Raw genomic sequence first — 17,465 nt, forward strand, 5'->3', positions numbered from 1 at the left:
TCGCACCATGAGGGAGCCTCTGGACATGGCAACGATCGCGCTCGTTGATGACGACCGCAACATCCTGACGTCTGTCTCGATCGCGCTGGAATCGGAGGGCTATCGGGTCGAGACCTACACGGATGGCGCCTCGGCGCTGGAGGGGCTGACCGCCCGGCCGCCTTCACTGGCCATCCTCGACATCAAGATGCCACGCATGGACGGCATGGAGCTTCTGCGCCGCCTGCGCCAGAAGAGCGATGTGCCGGTCATCTTCCTCACCTCGAAGGACGACGAGATCGACGAGCTCTTCGGCCTCAAGATGGGAGCCGACGATTTCGTGCGCAAACCCTTCTCCCAGCGTCTTCTGGTGGAGCGCGTGCGGGCGGTGCTGCGCCGGGCAAGCGCCCGCGAGGCGGCTGCCAAGGGCGCGGACAAGCAGACGCGGTCGCTGGAGCGCGGCCATCTGGTCATGGACCAGGAGCGCCACACCTGCACCTGGAAGGGCCAGCCGGTCACGCTGACGGTCACGGAGTTCCTGATCCTGCATTCGCTGGCCCAGCGCCCGGGCGTCGTCAAGAGCCGCGACGCGCTGATGGACGCCGCCTATGACGAGCAGGTCTATGTGGACGACCGCACCATCGACAGCCACATCAAGCGGCTGCGCAAGAAGTTCAAGGCGGTCGATCCGGATTTCGACATGATCGAGACGCTCTACGGCGTCGGCTATCGCTTTCGCGAGACATGACGGGCGACAATCGCTGAATGGCCATCGAGGCACGCGACAAGGGCACCACCGCAACGCAGGAAAGGCCGGGCAGGACCGCGCCCCGCCTGCCGGGCCGGCTTGCGGTGTCGCTGCGCCGCATGCTCGGCCACTACATGTTCTCCAGCCTCACGCGGCGCATCCTCATCCTCAATTTCGGCGCCATGACGGTGCTGGTGGTGGGCGTCCTCTACATCAACCAGTTCCGCGACGCGCTCATCGACGCGCAGATCGAGAGCCTGAGAACCCAGGGCAACATCATCGCCGGCGCCATCGCCGCCTCGGCCACGGTGGAGACGGACTCCATCCTCATCGACCCGGAGAAGCTTCTCGAGTTGCAGGCGGGCGAGAGCATGGCGCCCCAGCCCGACCAGTTCGAGAGCCTGGACTTTCCCATCAATCCCGAGATCGTCGCGCCTCTGTTGAGAAGGCTGATCTCGCCGGACAAGACCCGCGCCCGCATCTACGACCGCGATGCCAACCTGCTGCTCGATTCCCGTCACCTCTATTCCCGGGGGCAGATCCTGCGCTACGACCTGCCGACGCTCGACGAGGAAGAGGAGGAAGACCTCTTCGAGCGCTTCCTCGGCTGGCTCGGCCAGCGCTTCAACGCCTTCTTCCAGGGTGGGGAGCTGCCGATCGACCGCGAGCAGCCGGGTGGCAGCGGCGTCGCCTATGAGGAGGTGATGGCGGCGCTGACGGGCGGCACGCCCAAGGCGTTCGTGCGCCGCAGCGAGCAGGGCGAATATATCATCTCCGTCGCCGTGCCCATCCAGCGCTTCCGCGCCGTGCTGGGCGTCCTGCAGCTTTCCACCCAGGGCGACATCGACCGCATCATCGCCGAGGAGCGCTTGTCCATCCTGCGCGTCTTCGCCGTCGCCGCGCTGGTGACCGCGCTGTTGTCGCTGCTTCTGGCCTCCACCATCGCCAACCCGCTGCGCCGCCTGTCGGCCGCTGCCGTGCGCGTGCGCCGGGGGGTGAAGAACCGCGAAGAAATCCCGGACTTCTCGCATCGTCAGGATGAGATCGGCAATCTTTCCGTTGCCCTGCGCGACATGACGCGCGCGCTCTATGCCCGCCTTGACGCCATCGAGAGCTTCGCCGCCGACGTGGCGCACGAGCTGAAGAATCCGCTCACCTCGCTGCGCAGCGCCGTGGAAACCCTGCCGCTGGCCCGCGACCAGCGCGCGCGCGACCGGCTTCTGGAGATCATCCAGCATGACGTGCGCCGGCTCGACCGGCTGATCACCGACATTTCCGATGCCTCGCGGCTGGACGCTGAGATGGTGCGCGAAGACGCCGAACCCATCGACCTGAAGAAGTTCGTGGGCGATCTGGTGGCCGGCATCCGCGATGCCGGCAGCGCCAGGCGCAAGCCGGTCGAGATCGCCTTCAAGGTGGAAGGCCGGGCCGACCAGCGCTTTGTGGTGCCCGGCCATGACCTGCGGCTTGGCCAGGTCATCACCAACCTGATCGAGAATGCCCGTTCCTTCGTGCCGGAGGAGGGCGGGCGCATCGCCCTTACCCTGTCGCGCGCCGGCCGCCACATCCTCCTGACGGTGGACGACAACGGCCCCGGCATCCGCGCCGAGAACATCGAGCGCATCTTCGAGCGTTTCTATACGGACAGGCCGGCAGGCGAAGCCTTCGGCCAGAACTCCGGGCTCGGCCTGTCGATCAGCCGCCAGATCATCGAGGCGCATGGTGGCACGCTGACGGCGGAGAACATTCCCGGCGCCAAGCCCGGCGAGGTGCGCGGCGCGCGCTTCGTCATTGCCCTGCCGGCGGAGAGCTGAAGCCATGGCGCCGGCCAACCGACACGCAAGCCTGGTGATCGCCGGCGAAAGCGGCGTGCTCATCACCGGGCCCTCCGGCAGCGGCAAGACGGAGCTGGCGCTGGCGCTCATGGCCCATTGCACGGCGCATGGACGCTTCGCGCGGCTGGTGTCGGACGACCAGGTCTTCCTCTCCGCTGCCGCCGGCCGGCTCATCGGCCGCGCACCGCCCACCATCGCCGGCCTTGCCGAGGCGCGCGGCTTTGGCCCGGCGGCGATAGCCCACCAGTCCCGCGCGGTTGTCGATCTCGTGGTGCGGCTGGTGGCCGCGGAAGCCGCCCCCCGCCTGCACGAGGGCGAGGAGATGCACCTGCAAGGCGTTGTCGTGCCCTGTCTGGAGCTCGCCGCGCGCCGCACGCAGGGCGCGGTTTTCGCCGTTGCGGCGCGCCTCGGCCTGCCTCCATTTTCCTGAAGCTGTTCCGGAAGCGTCAAAATTCCGTCAAATCGTGGCAGATTTGGGCTTGTCAACGCTTTGTGCGTTGACAAGATAGCGCTCTTGTCGGAGGCAGAGGACAAGGGTCGAAGGCCGGTCGCTGATTGGCTGTTGGGTGGTCGCGGACGTTTCACATCGGGTTTGAGCCATTTGAGCGGAGTGACAGTGTGACAGCCTGGAAGCGCAAGGCCGGGGTCGGGCGGCACCGGCGCAAAACGGGTATGCGATGATCGGTATCGTTCTCGTCACCCACGGGCGACTGGCGGAGGAGTTCCGTCATGCCGTCGAGCATGTGGTCGGCCCGCAGGAAAATCTCGAAACGGTCTCCATCGGTGCCGAGGACGACATGGAGCAGCGCCGCCGCGACATCGTCGACGCGGTGGCCCGCGCCGACACGGGCGCCGGCGTCATCATCCTCACCGACATGTTCGGCGGCACGCCGTCCAATCTCGCCATCTCGGTGATGGATGCCGGGCGTGTGGAGGTGGTCGCCGGGATGAACCTGCCCATGCTCATCAAGCTTTCCAGCGTGCGCGCCGGCAACGACATGGCGCTGGCGCTGGAAGAGGCGCAGACCGCCGGCCGCAAGTACATCAATGTGGCAAGCCAGGTGCTGAACGGCAAATGAGCACCACGCCGTCCACAGCCGCGAGAGAGGATAGCGTTGTCGCGCGCGAATTCACGATCGTCAATCAGCGCGGGCTGCATGCCCGCGCCTCGGCCAAGTTCGTCCAGCTCGTGGCCAGCCACGATGCGCAGGTGACCGTGGAGAAGGACGGCATCTCCGTCGGCGGCACCTCCATCATGGGCCTGATGATGCTGGCCGCCAGCCCCGGATGCCGCATCCGGGTCACCGCGCGCGGTCCCGAGGCGGCGGCCGTCATGCAGGCGCTGGAGGAGCTGGTCGTCAGCCGCTTCGGCGAGGAGTGCTGAGGCGGCTGCCGGCAGATATGCACGCATAAAGATTTCTTTATATATCGTTGTCGCCCGTCTTCCGATCTGCTAGGGCAGAAGGCAAGGTTGCGCCTGCCTGCGCTGCGGGCGCGGGAATTATGTCGATTTGGAGTATCAAGCCGATGGCCGACACCGATTATGTGGTTGCCGATATCTCCCTTGCCGGCTGGGGCCGCCGGGAGATCGAGATTGCCGAGACCGAGATGCCCGGCCTCATGGCCTGCCGCGAGGAGTTCGCCGGCAGGCAGCCGCTCAAGGGCGCGCGCATCGCCGGCTCGCTGCACATGACCATCCAGACCGCCGTTCTGATCGAGACGCTCAAGGCGCTGGGGGCGCAGGTGCGCTGGGCGTCCTGCAACATCTTCTCCACCCAGGATCACGCGGCGGCAGCCATCGCCGAGACCGGCACCCCGGTCTTCGCCATCAAGGGCGAGACGCTGGAGGACTACTGGTCCTACACCGATCGCATCTTCCAGTGGCCGGACGGCGAGCCGGCGAACATGATCCTCGACGACGGCGGCGATGCCACCATGTACATTCTGCTCGGCGCGCGTGCCGAGGCGGGCGAGGACGTGCTCTCCGATCCCGGCAGCGAGGAGGAGGAAATCCTCTTCGCCCAGATCAGGAAGCGCATGGCGGCCAGCCCCGGCTTCTTCACGCGCCAGCGCGATGCCATCCGCGGCGTGACGGAGGAGACGACGACCGGCGTCAACCGCCTCTATCAGCTTCAGAAAAAGGGCATGCTGCCGTTTCCGGCCATCAATGTGAACGACTCCGTCACCAAGTCGAAGTTCGACAACAAGTATGGCTGCAAGGAATCGCTGGTGGACGGCATCCGCCGCGCCACCGATGTGATGATGGCCGGCAAGGTGGCCATCGTCTGCGGCTATGGCGATGTGGGCAAGGGGTCGGCTCAGTCGCTGGCCGGTGCGGGCGCCCGCGTCAAGGTGACGGAGGCCGATCCCATCTGCGCCCTGCAGGCGGCGATGGATGGCTTCGAGGTGGTCACGCTGGAGGAGGCCGCCCCCACCGCCGACATCATCATCACCGCCACCGGCAACAAGGACGTCGTCTCCCTCGATCTGATGCGCAAGATGAAGGACATGACGATCCTCGGCAATATCGGCCACTTCGACAACGAGATCCAGGTCTCCGCCCTGCGCAACTTCAAGTGGACCAACATCAAGCCGCAGGTGGACATGGTGACGTTCCCCGACGGCAAGCGCATCATCCTGCTGTCGGAGGGGCGGCTGCTCAATCTGGGCAACGCCACCGGCCACCCCAGCTTCGTCATGTCGGCCTCCTTCACCAATCAGGTGCTGGCACAGATCGAGCTGTGGACGCGCCCCGGCCAGTACGAGAACCGCGTCTACGTGCTGCCCAAGCATCTGGACGAGAAGGTGGCGCGCCTGCATCTGGACAAGCTGGGGGCCAAGCTGACGCAGCTTTCGCCCGAGCAGGCCGCCTATATCGGCGTCAGCCCGGAAGGTCCGTTCAAGCCCGACCACTACAGATACTGACACCCGCCAGCAGCAGCACAACATGTTGAATGCCGGACCTGAACCCCAGGGTCCGGCATCATTTTTGTCCCGCCGCCGCCTTCACCCGGATTCGCTCACCGGGTACATTGCGGTGATTCGGAGCGCCGAAGGCGCGTGCCTTTGGCGCATATCGGGCGGTCTTGGAGATCACGCGGCGGAGAGGATGCAAGACATGCCGGGGCTGGACCCGCTGGCGCGCGGGGATTCTGGGCCTCAGGCCCGCAGCAGGGAACGAGGCGGCAAGGGCAGGCGCCGCTGGCGCTCCAGTGTGCCCTTTTCGCTGCTTGCCTGGGCTGCCGCCACGCGCCAGGCCGTGGCGGCCGACCATGCCATCGCGCTGCCCTTCGGCGGCATCTCCATCGGCGCCTCCCAGGTCATCCAGCTTTCCATTCTCGCCGGCGTCATGGGGGCCGCGCTCCTGTCGGCCATCTGGCTCATCCGCCAGCGCACCCGCATCGCCGCCGAAAACGCGCAGTTGAGAACGCGGGTTGCCGAGCTTTCCGCTGCGCTCTCGCGCGCCGAGTCGCTGCTCAATCTGAAGGACCAGCGCATCGTGGTGTGGCCCGGCGATGGCGACCGGCCCTCCGTCGCCGGCGAATTGCCGGCCGACAGCGGCGCTCCCCGCGAGCGCAGCACCTTTCTCGCCTTCGGCCGCTGGCTGATGCCCAGATCCGCCGCCGCGCTGGAGCGTGCCTGCCGCACCCTGCGCGAGAAGGGAACCGGCTTCGACCTGGTGGCCGAGACGCGCGACGGCGTTCTCCTGGATGTGCAGGGGCGCCGCTCGGCGCTGCACGCGGTCGTCCGCTTTTCCTCGCTCTCCGCCGCCCAGACCGAGCATGCCCGGCTGAGGCTGGCGCATGAGCGGCTGGCGGCCGACCATGAAAATCTTCTTGGTCTCATCGACGCGCTCGACATGCCCTGTTGGCTGCGCGACGAGGCGGGGCGGCTGAAGTGGGTCAACGCGGCCTATGCGCGCGCGGTGGAAGCGGCGAGCGCGCAGGCCGCGCTGCACCGCGGCGAGGAGCTGCTGCCCACGCCGGCGCGCATGGCCATCGCGCAGCACCACGATCGCCACCCGGTCTTCAGCGAGCCCCTTTCCACGGTGGTGAGCGGCGAGCGGCGCGTCTATCGCGTCACCGACTTTGCCGGCGAAAGCGGCAGCGCCGGCTTCGCCTTCGACGCCAGCGAGATCGAGGCGCTGAAGCGCGAGTTCGAAAGCACGGTGCAGAGCCATGCCGCCACGCTCGACCAGCTCAACACCGCCGTGGCCATCTTCGATGCCGATCAGAAGCTGAAATTCTACAATCAGGCATTCCAGAAGCTGTGGGACCTCGATGTTGCCTTCCTCGATGCCGGCCCGGAGAATGCGCTCCTGCTCGACCGGCTGCGCAGCGAAAGCAAGCTGGCCGAGCAGCCCGAATGGCGCCGCTGGAAGGAGCAGCTCCTGTCCGCCTATCGCGCGGTGGAGCCGCAGGAGCATTGGTGGCACCTGCCCGACGGCCGCACGGTCCGCGTCATCGCCAACCCGCAGCCCAAGGGCGGGGTGACCTGGGTGTTCGAGAATCTGACGGAAAAGATCGACCTGGAAAGCCGCTACAACGCCGCCATAAGGGTGCAGAGCGAGACGCTCGACAACCTGGCGGAAGGGGTTGCCGTCTTCGGCCCCGACGGCCGGCTGCGCCTGTCGAACCCCGCCTTCCGCACATTGTGGAACATCCCGGAGCGGCTGGTTGAGGCGGGCACCCACATATCGGCCCTCAAGGCCGTCTGCGAGCCCCTGGCCATGCCAAGCCCATGGGACGACTTCGTCGCCGCCGCAACGGGCTTCGACGACGAGCGGCGCGACAGCAGCGGCCGCACCGAGCTTGCGGCCGGCACCATCCTTCACTACGCGATCATCCACCTGCCCAATGGCCAGGTGATGATGACCTTCGTGGATGTGACCGACAGCGTGAATGTCGAGCGCGCACTGAAGGAGAAGAACGAGGCGCTGGAGAAGGCCGACAAGCTGAAGAACGATTTCGTCCAGCACGTCTCCTACGAGCTCAGGTCGCCGCTCACCAACATCATCGGCTTCACCGAGCTTCTGGCGCTGGAGACCACGGGTCCGCTCAACGAGCGGCAGCGCGAATACGTCGATCACATCGGCTCCTCCTCCTCGCTGCTTCTCACCGTGGTCAACGACATTCTCGATCTTGCCACGGTCGATGCAGGCATCATGGAGTTGGAGATCGGAGAGGTGCAGATCCGGCCCACCGTCCAGTCGGCGGCGGAGCTGGTGGCCGAGCGCCTGCGCGAGCATGACATCACGCTCGCCCTCGATCTCGACGATGCTCCCGTTTCCTTCCACGCGGATGAGAACCGGGTGCGCCAGATCCTCTACAACCTGTTGAGCAACGCCGCCAATTATGCGCCGGAGAAGAGCCGCATCGTGCTGGCCGCCCGCGCCTGCGGCGAGGGGGTCGAGTTCTGCGTCCATGACGATGGACCGGGCATGCCGCCGGAGGTGCTGGCCACCATCTTCCGGCGTTTCGAGTCGAGCGGCAGGGGCGGCCGCCGGCGCGGCGCCGGCCTCGGCCTTTCCATCGTCAAGAGCTTTGTCGAGCTGCATGGCGGCGCGGTGGAGATCGAGACCGGGGAGGGCCGTGGCACGACGGTCATCTGCCGCTTTCCCCTGGCGCCCACGGGCGTGCGCGCCGCGGCGGAATAAGCGGCTCGATGTCGGCGCAACGGTCCTTCACGCGCGTCCTGCCCGACGAAGGGGCGACGGACCGGCTGGGCCAGGACCTGGCGATCGCGCTCAGACCCGGAGATGTCGTCGCCCTTCACGGCGATCTCGGCATGGGCAAGACGGCGCTCGCCCGTGCCGTGATCCGCGCCCTGGCCGACGACCCGGCCCTGGAGGTGCCGAGTCCCACCTTCACCCTGGCGCAGAGCTATGCGCTGCGCATCCCCGTTCATCACTTCGATCTCTATCGTCTCTCCGGCGCGGAAGAGCTGGAGGAGCTGGGTCTGGAGGAAGCCGCGTCCGGCGGCATCGCGCTTGTCGAATGGCCCGAGCGCGCGCCCGACGCCTTCGCCGATGCCATCCGTGTCACCCTGCGCGAGCGCGGCACAGGCCGCACTGTCGAGATCGCGGCCCCATCCGGGGCAGAACCCCGCCTTGCCCGCAGCTTCGCCATCCGATCCTTCCTGGACCGCGCCGGCCACCAGGAGGCCAGGCGCTCCTATCTGCTGGGCGATGCCTCCATCCGCGCCTACGAGACGATCACACGGCCGGGCGTTCCCCCTCTCATCCTGATGGATGCGCCGGAACGGCGCGACGAGCCGGTGCTGCGCGACGGCCTGCCCTACAGCCGCCTTGCCCGCCTTGCCCAGTCGGTGGCCGCCTTCGTGGGCGTGGCAAACGCCCTGCGCGAGGCCGGTTTCTCCACCCCCCGCATCCATGCCCAGGATCTGGAGCAGGGGCTGCTTCTGGTGGAACATCTGGGCGAGGAGCATTTCGTGGCCACCGGCGGCGCACCCTTGGAGGCGCGCTATCTGGCTGCCGCACGCCTGCTTGCCGCGCTGCACGAGCGCGGATCGCCATCCCGCTTTCCCGTCGCGCCGGGCGTCGAGCATGTCCCCCCGCTCTACGACCGCACGGCACTCGGCGTGGAAACGGAGCTTCTGCTCGACTGGTATCTGCCGTTTGTGAAGGGCCGCGCGGCCAGCGGGGCGGAGCGGCACACCTTCCAGAACCTCTGGCAGGCTTTGTTTGCGCGGCTGGAGACCGCCGAGCAGGGCCTCGTTCTGCGGGATTTCCACTCCCCCAACATCATCTGGCGCGAGCAGGAGCAGGGGCTTGCGCGCCTCGGTCTGGTCGATGTGCAGGATGCCGTGTTCGGCCCCGTGGCCTATGATGTCGCCTCGCTGGCGCTCGACGCACGTGCCACCATTTCCCCGTCTCTGGAGCGCGCCATCCTCGATGCCTATCGCGCCGCGCGCACCGGTGCCGGCTTCGATCCAGCGCGCTTCGAGGAGGCCTATGCCATCAGCGCCGCCCAGCGCAACACGAAGCTTCTGGGCACCTTCGTGCGGCTGGCCCGGCGCGACGGCAAGCCCGGCTACCTGCACCATCTGCCGCGCATCCGCACCTATCTGCGAAGGGTGCTCGCGCACCCCGTCCTTCACGGCCTGCGGGCCTTCTATGAGGCGCACGGACTGCTGGAGGAAGAGCAATGAGCGCCCGGATCCTCATCTTCGGCGCCGGCTATTCGGCCCGAGCCTTCGCGCGGCAGATCGGGCCCGAGGCGGAGGAGGTGGCCGGCACCACGCGCAGCGCGGAAAAGGCCGTCCGGCTGAGGCAGAACGGCATTCGCCCCCTCCTTTATGGCGGGGCGGGGTTCGGCGCGGACATCCTCGAAGCTCTTGCGCGGGCCACTCATCTTGTCGTCTCCATCGCACCGGATGCGGCCGGCGATGCGGTGCTGGCCGATCTGCGCGCGGCCGGCGCCGGCGCCATGCGGGCGCTGGAATGGGTGGGGTATCTCTCCACCGTCGGCGTCTATGGCGACCATGACGGTGCCTGGGTGGACGAGGCTAGCGAGTGCCGGCCCGTCTCGGCGCGCTCGAAATGGCGCCTCGAGGCGGAGCGGGACTGGGCGGCGTTCTCGCGCCAGGCGGGGGTACCCGTGGCCACCCTGCGGCTTTCCGGCATCTACGGGCCGGGGCGCAATGCCATTCTCAGCCTCGAGGCCGGCACCGCCCGGCGCATCGTCAAGCCGGGGCAGGTGTTCAACCGCATCCATGTGGACGACATCGCCGGCGCCCTTCGCCATCTCATGCGGGCGCGCGCCGACGGCATCTACAACGTTACCGACGACATGCCCGCTCCGCCCCAGGACGTGGTGGCCCATGCGGCGCAGCTGATGGGTGTTGCCCCGCCTCCCGAAATTCCCTTCGAGAAGGCGGACATGAGCCCCATGGCCCGGTCCTTCTATGGCGAGTGCAAGCGCGTCTCCAACCGAAGGCTGAAGGAAACGGGCTATCGCCTGCGCTATCCCGACTATCGCGCCGCGCTGCAGGCGATGTGGCGTGCCGATGCCTGGAGGGACGAGCCCGTCTCGAAAATGCCATGATTCACCAAAAGCCTGAGCACATCAGGAGGGGATTGATGCGGCGATTCCATATCATCCGGCTGGCCGGCGCCTGTCTGGCGCTTGTCGCGGCGGCGGCCGTGCCTTCGCACGCCGAACCCCTGGCCAAGGAGCTTTTCGGCGCGAAGGCGCTGCCCGCCGCCACGCAACCGGCGGTTCACGGGTTCTACTCGAAGGGCTGCTTTGCCGGCGGCATCGCCATCGCGCCGGATGGCCCGCATTGGCAGGCCATGCGCCTTTCGCGCAATCGTCGCTGGGGCCATCCCGACCTCATCCGCCTCATCGAGCGGCTGTCGCGCGAGGCGGCGGGCGACGGCTGGCCGGGCCTGCTGGTGGGCGATATCTCGCAGCCGCGCGGCGGCCCCATGCTCTCCGGCCATGCCTCCCACCAGATCGGTCTCGATGCCGACATCTGGTTCACCCCCATGCCGGACAGACGTCTGAGCGTGGCCGAGCGCGAGCAGGTGAGCGCCGTTTCCATGCTCAGGGAAGGCACGCTTCAGGTCGACGACGCCCGGTGGACGCCGGCCCACACCGCACTCCTGAAGCGCGCGGCAAGCTATCCCGAGGTCGAGCGCATCCTCGTGCATCCCGGCATCAAGAAGAAGCTGTGCGACACCGTGCGCGGCGAGCGCGCCTGGCTGCGCAAGATCCGCCCCTTCTGGGGCCATCACTACCATTTCCATCTGCGCATCGGCTGCCCGCAGAACTCGCCCGGCTGCAAGCCGCAGGCCGCGCCGCCGCCCGGCGACGGCTGCGACGACACGCTCGCCTGGTGGTTCACGGACGAGCCGTGGCGTCCCGCCGAGGGTCCGCCGAAGCCGAAGGCGCGCGACGTGATGACCATGGCCGCGCTGCCCGCCGCCTGCCGCGCGGTGCTTGAGGCGCCCTCCCCGCCCTCCGAGGCGGCGGTGACGCTTGCCGGACCGGAGGGCCTTCCCGCCCTCCGTCAGCCTGCTGCTGCGATTCCCCTTCCCTCTCCGCGGCCCAGCCGCTAGTTGTCGCAACGGGTCGACTGCCACGGAGGTTTCGCAGTCATGATGCCGGCAAGCACGTTTCCCGATCTCGAGGGGCGCTCGGTGCTGATCACCGGCGGCGGCTCGGGCATCGGTGCGGCACTGACCGAAGGCTTTCTGCGCCAGGGGGCGCAGGTGGCCTTCATCGACATTGCCGAGGAGGAAAGCCGCGCCCTGTGCGCGCGGCTGAAGCGCGCGGCGGGGCGCGCGCCGCTCTTCCTGCAGGCGGATCTGCGTGATCTCGATGCGCTCGGCCGGGCGGTGCGCGAGGCGGAACGGGCGCATGGCACCGTCACCGTGCTCGTCAACAACGCCGCCTGGGACGACCGCCACGCCATCGAGACGGTCACGCCCGACTACTGGGACAGCAATCAGGCAATCAATCTGCGCCCGCAATTCTTTGCCGCCCAAGCGGTGGTGCCGGGCATGAAGGCGGCGGGCGGCGGCGCCATCGTCAACTTCACCTCCATCTCCTATATGATCAATCAGGGCGACCTGCCCGCCTATACGGCGGCGAAGGCGGGCATCGTCGGCCTCACCAAGGGGCTGGCCGGGGCGCTCGGCCCGCATGGCATCCGAGTGAACGCCGTTGCCCCCGGCTGGGTGATGACGGAGCGCCAGCGCAAGCTCTGGGTGACGGAGGAGAAGCTTCAGCGCCACATCGAGCGCCAGTGCCTGAAGCGGACGCTCGAACCCGAGGACATGGTGGGTCCCTGCCTGTTCCTCGCCTCGGACCTTTCGCGCATGGTGACGGCGCAGACGCTGATCGTGGATGGAGGTGTTCTATGAGCGATGTGGGGGTTTCGGTTCTCTCGGATGTGGCCTGCCATCTTGGCGAAGGGCCGGCCTACGACGCGCGGACCGATACGCTCTTCTGGTTCGACATCCTCGGACGCCGGCTTCTGGAGCTGCCGCTGGGCGCGGGCAAGACCCGTGAGCACGGCCTGCCGGTGATGGCGAGCGCTCTCGCGCATGTGGACGAGGCGCGCCAGCTTCTGGTCACGGAGACGGGCCTGCAGCTGCGCGACCGCGCCTCCGGCAGCCTGGAAATGCTGGTGGAGGTGGAGGCCGACCGGCCCGACACGCGCTCCAACGACGCGCGCACGCATCCAAGCGGCGCGCTGTGGTTCGGCACCATGGGCAAGCAGGCGCAGGAACGGGCGGGCGCCATCTACTGGTTCTACAAGGGCGAGGTGCGGCGGCTTTTCTCGCACATCACCATTCCCAACTCGATCTGTTTCTCGCCCGACGGCGCCATCGCCTATTTCGCCGACACCCATGAGAACCGTCTCTACCGCGTCGCCTGCGACACGGAGACGGGCCTGCCGGTGGACGATCCTGTGCTGACCGTGGAAGGCAACGCCATGCCTGGCGGCATCGACGGCTCGGTGGTGGATGCGGAGGGCACGCTATGGAACGCGCGCTGGGGCGGCGGGCGGCTCGACGCCTGGACGGCGCGCGGCGAGCTGATCCGTTCCATCCCGCTGCCGGCACGGCAGGTCACATGCCCGGTCTTCATCGGCGCCGCGGCCGACCGCCTGGCCGTCACATCGGCCTTCGAGGGGATGGACGCGGCGGCGCGCCAAGCCGACCCGGAAGCCGGCAAGACCTTTCTGCTCGATCTGGAGGTCAACGGACGGCACGACACGCCGGTGGCGTTGTAGGCCCCGCTACCCCACCACCTCGAGGCAGACCGGGGTGTGGCCGGCGCGCAGGAAACCGAGCCGCTCGGCAGCCGCCTTCGACAGATCGAGGATGCGCCCGCGCACGAAGGGGCCGCGATCGTTGATGCGCACCGTGACGCTGCGGCCGTTGTTGCGGTTCACCACCTTGACCCTGGTGCCGAAGGGCAGGTTGCGGTGGGCCGCCGTCATGGCGGCGGGGTTCATGCGCTCGCCGGAGGCCGTCTTCGAGTGAAGGGCATACCAGGAAGCGCCGCCGCACTGCGCATGGGCGGTGATCGGCAGGCTGGCAAGCATGAGGGCGCCCGCAAGGGCGGGCAGGACGCGGCGGGCGGTCATGGGCTCGAATCCCCCGGGCGGATGGCCGTAAAGCGCCCGCCTATGCGCAAAATGCGGCAGGGAAAAGACAGGAAAGGCCTGGAACGGGCGCGGCATCCCCCGCACCATCACGCTCACAGGCAAGACGCCGCGATTGCGCGGCTCAACCATCGGCGATACCCGGGAAGCCTTGCACCCCTCGACCGATCGGAGGGGTGGTGCCCAGGAGAGGACTCGAACCTCCACGCCTCGCGGCACACGGACCTGAACCGTGCGCGTCTACCAATTCCGCCACCTGGGCAAGGTGCGCTGCCGATGTAAGCGGCAGGCGCGCGCGTGTCAACGCGGTTTGTGTGATTTTTCAGCGCTGCGCGGGGCCGCCGCCTCAGCCCTCCAGAATCTCCTTGGAGGCAACGGTGGAGTCGGCGTTGAGACGATAGACGAGCGGCACGCCGGTGGCGATCTCTGTCTTGACGATCTCCTCGCCCGTCAGTCCGTCGAGCACCATGACGAGCGCGCGCAGGGAGTTGCCATGGGCGCTGACGAGCACCGTCTCCCCGCGCAGCACATGCGGTTGGATGGTGCGCATGTAGTAGGGCCACACGCGGGCGCCCGTGTCCTTCAGGCTCTCCCCGCCGGGCGGCGGCACGTCGTAGGAGCGGCGCCAGACATGCACCTGCTCCTCGCCCCATTTCTTGCGCGCGTCGTCCTTGTTGAGCCCGGAAAGGTCGCCATAGTCGCGCTCGTTCAGCGCCTGGTCGCGTATGGTCTCGAGTGTCTCGAGCCCGAGTTCCTTCAGGATGTGGTCGTTGGTGACCTGGGCGCGCGAAAGCGCGGAAGTAAAGGCGATGTCGGGCTTCAGGCCGTGCGCCTTGATGCGGCGGCCGGCCTCCTTCGCCTCCTCGTGGCCCTTCTGCGAAAGGCCCGGATCGCGCCAGCCGGTGAACAGGTTCTTGAGGTTCCATTCGCTCTGGCCGTGGCGTACCAGGATCAGGGTTCCGGACATGGTGTTTCCCTCGTGCGCTTGATGGATGGATCAGGAAAGGCCGAGCACGTCGAGCATCGAGTAGAGCCCGGGCTTCTTGCCATGTGCCCAGAGCGCCGCCTTGACGGCGCCGCGGGCGAAGATGGTGCGGTCCTCCGCCTGGTGGGAGAGCACGATCCGTTCGCCCTCGCCGGCCAGGATCACGGAATGCTCGCCCACCACCGAGCCGCCGCGCAGCGTGGCGAATCCGATGCTGCCGGCCTCGCGCGGGCCGGTGTGGCCGTCGCGCACGCGCACGCTGCTTTCCGCGAGGCGCACGCCGCGTCCCTCTGCCGCCGCCGCGCCCAGGAGCAATGCGGTACCCGACGGCGCGTCCACCTTGTGGCGGTGATGCATCTCGAGGATCTCGATGTCGAAGTCGCCCGCATCCAGCGCGCGTGCCGCCTGACGCACCAGCACGGAGAGCAGGTTGACGCCGAGGCTCATATTGCCGGACTTGACGATGGTGGCATGGCGGGCGGCGGCCTCCACCGCCCGCTCGTCCTGTTCCGAAAGGCCGGTGGTGCCGATGACGTGGACGATGCGCGCCTGCGCGGCATAGCCGGCAAATTCCACCGTGGCGGCGGGCGTGGTGAAGTCCAGCACCCCATCGGCGCGCGCGAAGGCCGTCAGCGGATCGTCGCCGATCTCGACATTGAGGATTCCGATGCCGGCGAGCTCACCCGCATCCTTGCCGAGATGCGGCGATTGGGGCCGCTCCACAGCGCCGGCCAAGCGTACGCCTTCCATGGTGTGGATGGCGCGAATGAGCGTCTGGCCCATGCGGCCTGCGGCCCCCACCACCACCAGACCCATCTCGCTCATCTGCCTCTCTCCTCTCGTCTTCCGTGTCGGGCTGGCCTCTTCAGGCGTCGCTGTCAACCGGCGCCTCGTCCAGCAGGTTTTCCCCGCGCTCGGTCTGCATCCGGTAGAAGCGGGCATAGACGCCGTGCGGCTTGCGCACCAGGCTGCGGTGCGTGCCCTGCTCCACGAGGCGCCCCTCCTCCAGGACGACGATCCGGTCGGCGTTGACGACGGTGGACAGCCGGTGCGCGATCACCAGCGTGGTGCGCGCCTTCATCACCCGCTCCAGCGCCTGCTGCACCTTTGCTTCCGATTCGTTGTCCAGCGCCGATGTTGCTTCGTCGAGCAGCAGGATCGGCGCATTGCGCACGATGGCGCGGGCGATCGACAGGCGCTGGCGCTGCCCGCCCGACAGCGTGACGCCGTTTTCGCCCACCGGCGTGTCGTAGCCCAAGGGCTGCTGGAGGATGAACTCTTCCGCATTGGCGAGCCGCGCGGCTTCCTCGACCTCGGCATCGCTGGCATCGGGGCGGCCATAGCGGATGTTGTCGCGGATGGTGCCTTCGAAGAGATAGGGATGCTGCGAGACATAGGCGATGGCGGAGCGCAGGGAGTGTTTCGTCACCCGAGAAATGTCCTGCCCGTCGATCAGGATTCGCCCGCCGTCGAGATCGTAGAAGCGCTGCAGGAGGGCAAACAGCGTGGACTTGCCGGCCCCCGAAGGGCCGACAATGGCGGTCGTGCAGCCCGCGCTGGCCTCGAAGGTGACGCCATGCAGCACCGGCATGTGCTCGGCATAGGAAAAGCGCACCTTCTCGAACAGGATGTTCCCCTTCTCCACTGCAAGCGGGCCTGCCCCCGGTGCATCGCCCTGCTGCGGCTCGGTGTCGAGAACCTCGTAGATCATGCGGGCATTGACCAGCGCCCTTTCGAGCTGCACCGGAAGGCGCGCCAGCTTGCGCACCGGATCGTAGGCGAAGATCATGGCGCCGATGAAGGCGATGACGGAGCCGGGCGGCACCCCCTCGCGCGAGGCCCGCCAGCCGGCATAGACGAGGACGGCGGCCACCGAGACGCCGACGAATATCTCCGTGACCGGGGCCATGCGCTCGGAAACGCTGGCGATCTTGTTGGAGCGGTTCTCGGCGCGCTCGATAAGGCTCGACATCTTGTCGGAGAGCACGTCTTCCATGGTGAAGGCCTTGACGATGGCAATCCCCTGAACGGATTCCTGCATGGCGCCGAGAAAGCGGGAATTGAGGTCCACCGCCTCGCGGGCGAGCTTGCGCAAGCGGCGTGTCAGATAGTTGATCGCATAGATCATCGGCGGGCCGACGATGAAGGCGGCCAGCGAAAGGACCGGATCCATATAGATCATCACCGCAAGCAGGCTCAAGAGCGTGGGAATCTCGCGCGCGGCCGTGGTAACCGTCATGTTGAGCAGTTCTCGGATGCCGCTCACGTTCTGGGAGATCTGGGCGGCAAGCTGGCCGGAGCGGTTGGCGGTGAAATAGTTGATGTCGAGCCGCATCAGGTGCTGGAAGAGCCGGCGCTGATAGCGGGCAACGATGTTGTTGCCGACGCGGGCGAGCATCACGGTCTGCCAGTAAATGGCGAAGCCGCGCGCGATGTAGACGGCCACGAGGATGGCGCAGTAGCCATAAAGCGCCGCCCATTCCGCGGCCACGAAGCCGTTGTCGACGATGGGCTTGAGCAGATAGGCGCTATAGGCGGTGGTGGCGGACATGACCAGCATGCACGCGATGGCCACAGCGTATTCGCGGATGAATTCGCGGCCGTTTTCCCTGTATACGCGGCGGATGACGGAGATCACCTCGTCCGTCTTGCGCGTCGCTTCATCCTTCTTGCCGAACAATGGGCCTCCGTCGCCTCAGGCCGTGTGGAGTTTCGAAGGGACCGGCCGGCCCCTTCCGGCAACGAGCCTATGCCTCATCGGCAGGGCACATGCAATCGC

16 protein-coding genes and 1 tRNA gene are annotated in these 17,465 nt (G+C 67.5%); 12 read left to right on the forward strand and 5 right to left on the reverse strand.

Annotation, left to right across the window (positions count from 1 at the left end):
- Window positions 1-25 precede the first annotated feature (25 nt).
- The 12 genes from NYR58_RS06910 (at window position 26) to NYR58_RS06965 (ending at window position 13,326) form a co-directional block, all read left to right on the forward strand.
- Entirely contained in the window at window positions 26-727 is a 702-nt protein-coding gene (locus tag NYR58_RS06910; protein ID WP_261519958.1) for a response regulator transcription factor, read from the forward strand.
- Between the two features lie 17 nt (window positions 728-744).
- Window positions 745-2,541 carry a stimulus-sensing domain-containing protein gene (locus tag NYR58_RS06915; RefSeq protein WP_378074657.1) on the forward strand — a complete coding sequence of 599 codons (1,797 nt, stop codon included), beginning with the start codon at window positions 745-747 and terminating at the stop codon, window positions 2,539-2,541.
- A gap of 4 nt (window positions 2,542-2,545) precedes the next feature.
- Window positions 2,546-2,992, forward strand: a complete 447-nt coding sequence (locus NYR58_RS06920) for an HPr kinase/phosphorylase (protein ID WP_261519754.1) — start codon at window positions 2,546-2,548, stop codon at window positions 2,990-2,992.
- A 247-nt stretch (window positions 2,993-3,239) separates the two neighbouring features.
- Window positions 3,240-3,641: a PTS sugar transporter subunit IIA gene (locus NYR58_RS06925; RefSeq protein WP_261519755.1), complete on the forward strand. Its 402-nt coding sequence runs from the start codon at window positions 3,240-3,242 to the stop codon at window positions 3,639-3,641.
- Window positions 3,638-3,946, forward strand: a complete 309-nt coding sequence (locus NYR58_RS06930) for an HPr family phosphocarrier protein (protein ID WP_261519756.1) — start codon at window positions 3,638-3,640, stop codon at window positions 3,944-3,946. The genes NYR58_RS06925 and NYR58_RS06930 overlap by 4 nt, the downstream gene beginning before the upstream one ends.
- 143 nt (window positions 3,947-4,089) lie before the next feature.
- Window positions 4,090-5,487, forward strand: a complete 1,398-nt coding sequence (gene ahcY, locus NYR58_RS06935) for an adenosylhomocysteinase (protein WP_261519757.1) — start codon at window positions 4,090-4,092, stop codon at window positions 5,485-5,487.
- Window positions 5,488-5,680: 193 nt separating this feature from the next.
- Window positions 5,681-8,218: a sensor histidine kinase gene (locus NYR58_RS06940; RefSeq protein WP_261519758.1), complete on the forward strand. Its 2,538-nt coding sequence runs from the start codon at window positions 5,681-5,683 to the stop codon at window positions 8,216-8,218.
- An 8-nt stretch (window positions 8,219-8,226) separates the two neighbouring features.
- Window positions 8,227-9,732 carry a tRNA (adenosine(37)-N6)-threonylcarbamoyltransferase complex ATPase subunit type 1 TsaE gene (tsaE, locus tag NYR58_RS06945; RefSeq protein ID WP_261519759.1) on the forward strand — a complete coding sequence of 502 codons (1,506 nt, stop codon included), beginning with the start codon at window positions 8,227-8,229 and terminating at the stop codon, window positions 9,730-9,732.
- Window positions 9,729-10,628, forward strand: a complete 900-nt coding sequence (locus tag NYR58_RS06950; RefSeq protein WP_261519760.1) for an SDR family oxidoreductase — start codon at window positions 9,729-9,731, stop codon at window positions 10,626-10,628. The genes tsaE and NYR58_RS06950 overlap by 4 nt, the downstream gene beginning before the upstream one ends.
- 35 nt (window positions 10,629-10,663) lie before the next feature.
- Window positions 10,664-11,644 (forward strand): penicillin-insensitive murein endopeptidase, encoded by a 981-nt coding sequence (gene mepA, locus NYR58_RS06955; RefSeq protein ID WP_261519761.1) that lies wholly within the window; start codon window positions 10,664-10,666, stop codon window positions 11,642-11,644.
- A gap of 39 nt (window positions 11,645-11,683) precedes the next feature.
- On the forward strand, window positions 11,684-12,451 hold the full coding sequence (locus tag NYR58_RS06960) for an SDR family NAD(P)-dependent oxidoreductase (RefSeq protein ID WP_315903325.1): 768 nt from the start codon (window positions 11,684-11,686) through the stop codon (window positions 12,449-12,451).
- On the forward strand, window positions 12,448-13,326 hold the full coding sequence (locus tag NYR58_RS06965; protein WP_261519762.1) for an SMP-30/gluconolactonase/LRE family protein: 879 nt from the start codon (window positions 12,448-12,450) through the stop codon (window positions 13,324-13,326). Before NYR58_RS06960 ends, NYR58_RS06965 begins: the two co-directional genes overlap by 4 nt.
- Window positions 13,327-13,332: 6 nt before the next feature.
- Here NYR58_RS06965 and NYR58_RS06970 read toward each other — a convergent pair whose 3' ends face one another.
- From NYR58_RS06970 to NYR58_RS06990, 5 genes are all read right to left on the reverse strand, one after another.
- Window positions 13,333-13,641, reverse strand: coding sequence for a septal ring lytic transglycosylase RlpA family protein (locus NYR58_RS06970; protein WP_261519961.1), 309 nt, complete (start codon window positions 13,639-13,641; stop codon window positions 13,333-13,335).
- A gap of 237 nt (window positions 13,642-13,878) precedes the next feature.
- Window positions 13,879-13,963 (reverse strand) — tRNA-Leu (locus NYR58_RS06975).
- An 84-nt stretch (window positions 13,964-14,047) separates the two neighbouring features.
- On the reverse strand, window positions 14,048-14,668 hold the full coding sequence (locus NYR58_RS06980; protein ID WP_261519763.1) for a 2,3-bisphosphoglycerate-dependent phosphoglycerate mutase: 621 nt from the start codon (window positions 14,666-14,668) through the stop codon (window positions 14,048-14,050).
- Window positions 14,669-14,698: 30 nt separating this feature from the next.
- Window positions 14,699-15,511, reverse strand: a complete 813-nt coding sequence (gene dapB / locus NYR58_RS06985; protein WP_261519764.1) for a 4-hydroxy-tetrahydrodipicolinate reductase — start codon at window positions 15,509-15,511, stop codon at window positions 14,699-14,701.
- Between the two features lie 40 nt (window positions 15,512-15,551).
- Window positions 15,552-17,366 carry an ABC transporter ATP-binding protein gene (locus NYR58_RS06990; protein WP_261519765.1) on the reverse strand — a complete coding sequence of 605 codons (1,815 nt, stop codon included), beginning with the start codon at window positions 17,364-17,366 and terminating at the stop codon, window positions 15,552-15,554.
- Window positions 17,367-17,465: the final 99 nt, after the last annotated feature.

The organism is Chelativorans intermedius (assembly GCF_025398255.1).
GTDB classification, from domain to species: Bacteria; Pseudomonadota; Alphaproteobacteria; order Rhizobiales; family Rhizobiaceae; genus Chelativorans; species Chelativorans intermedius.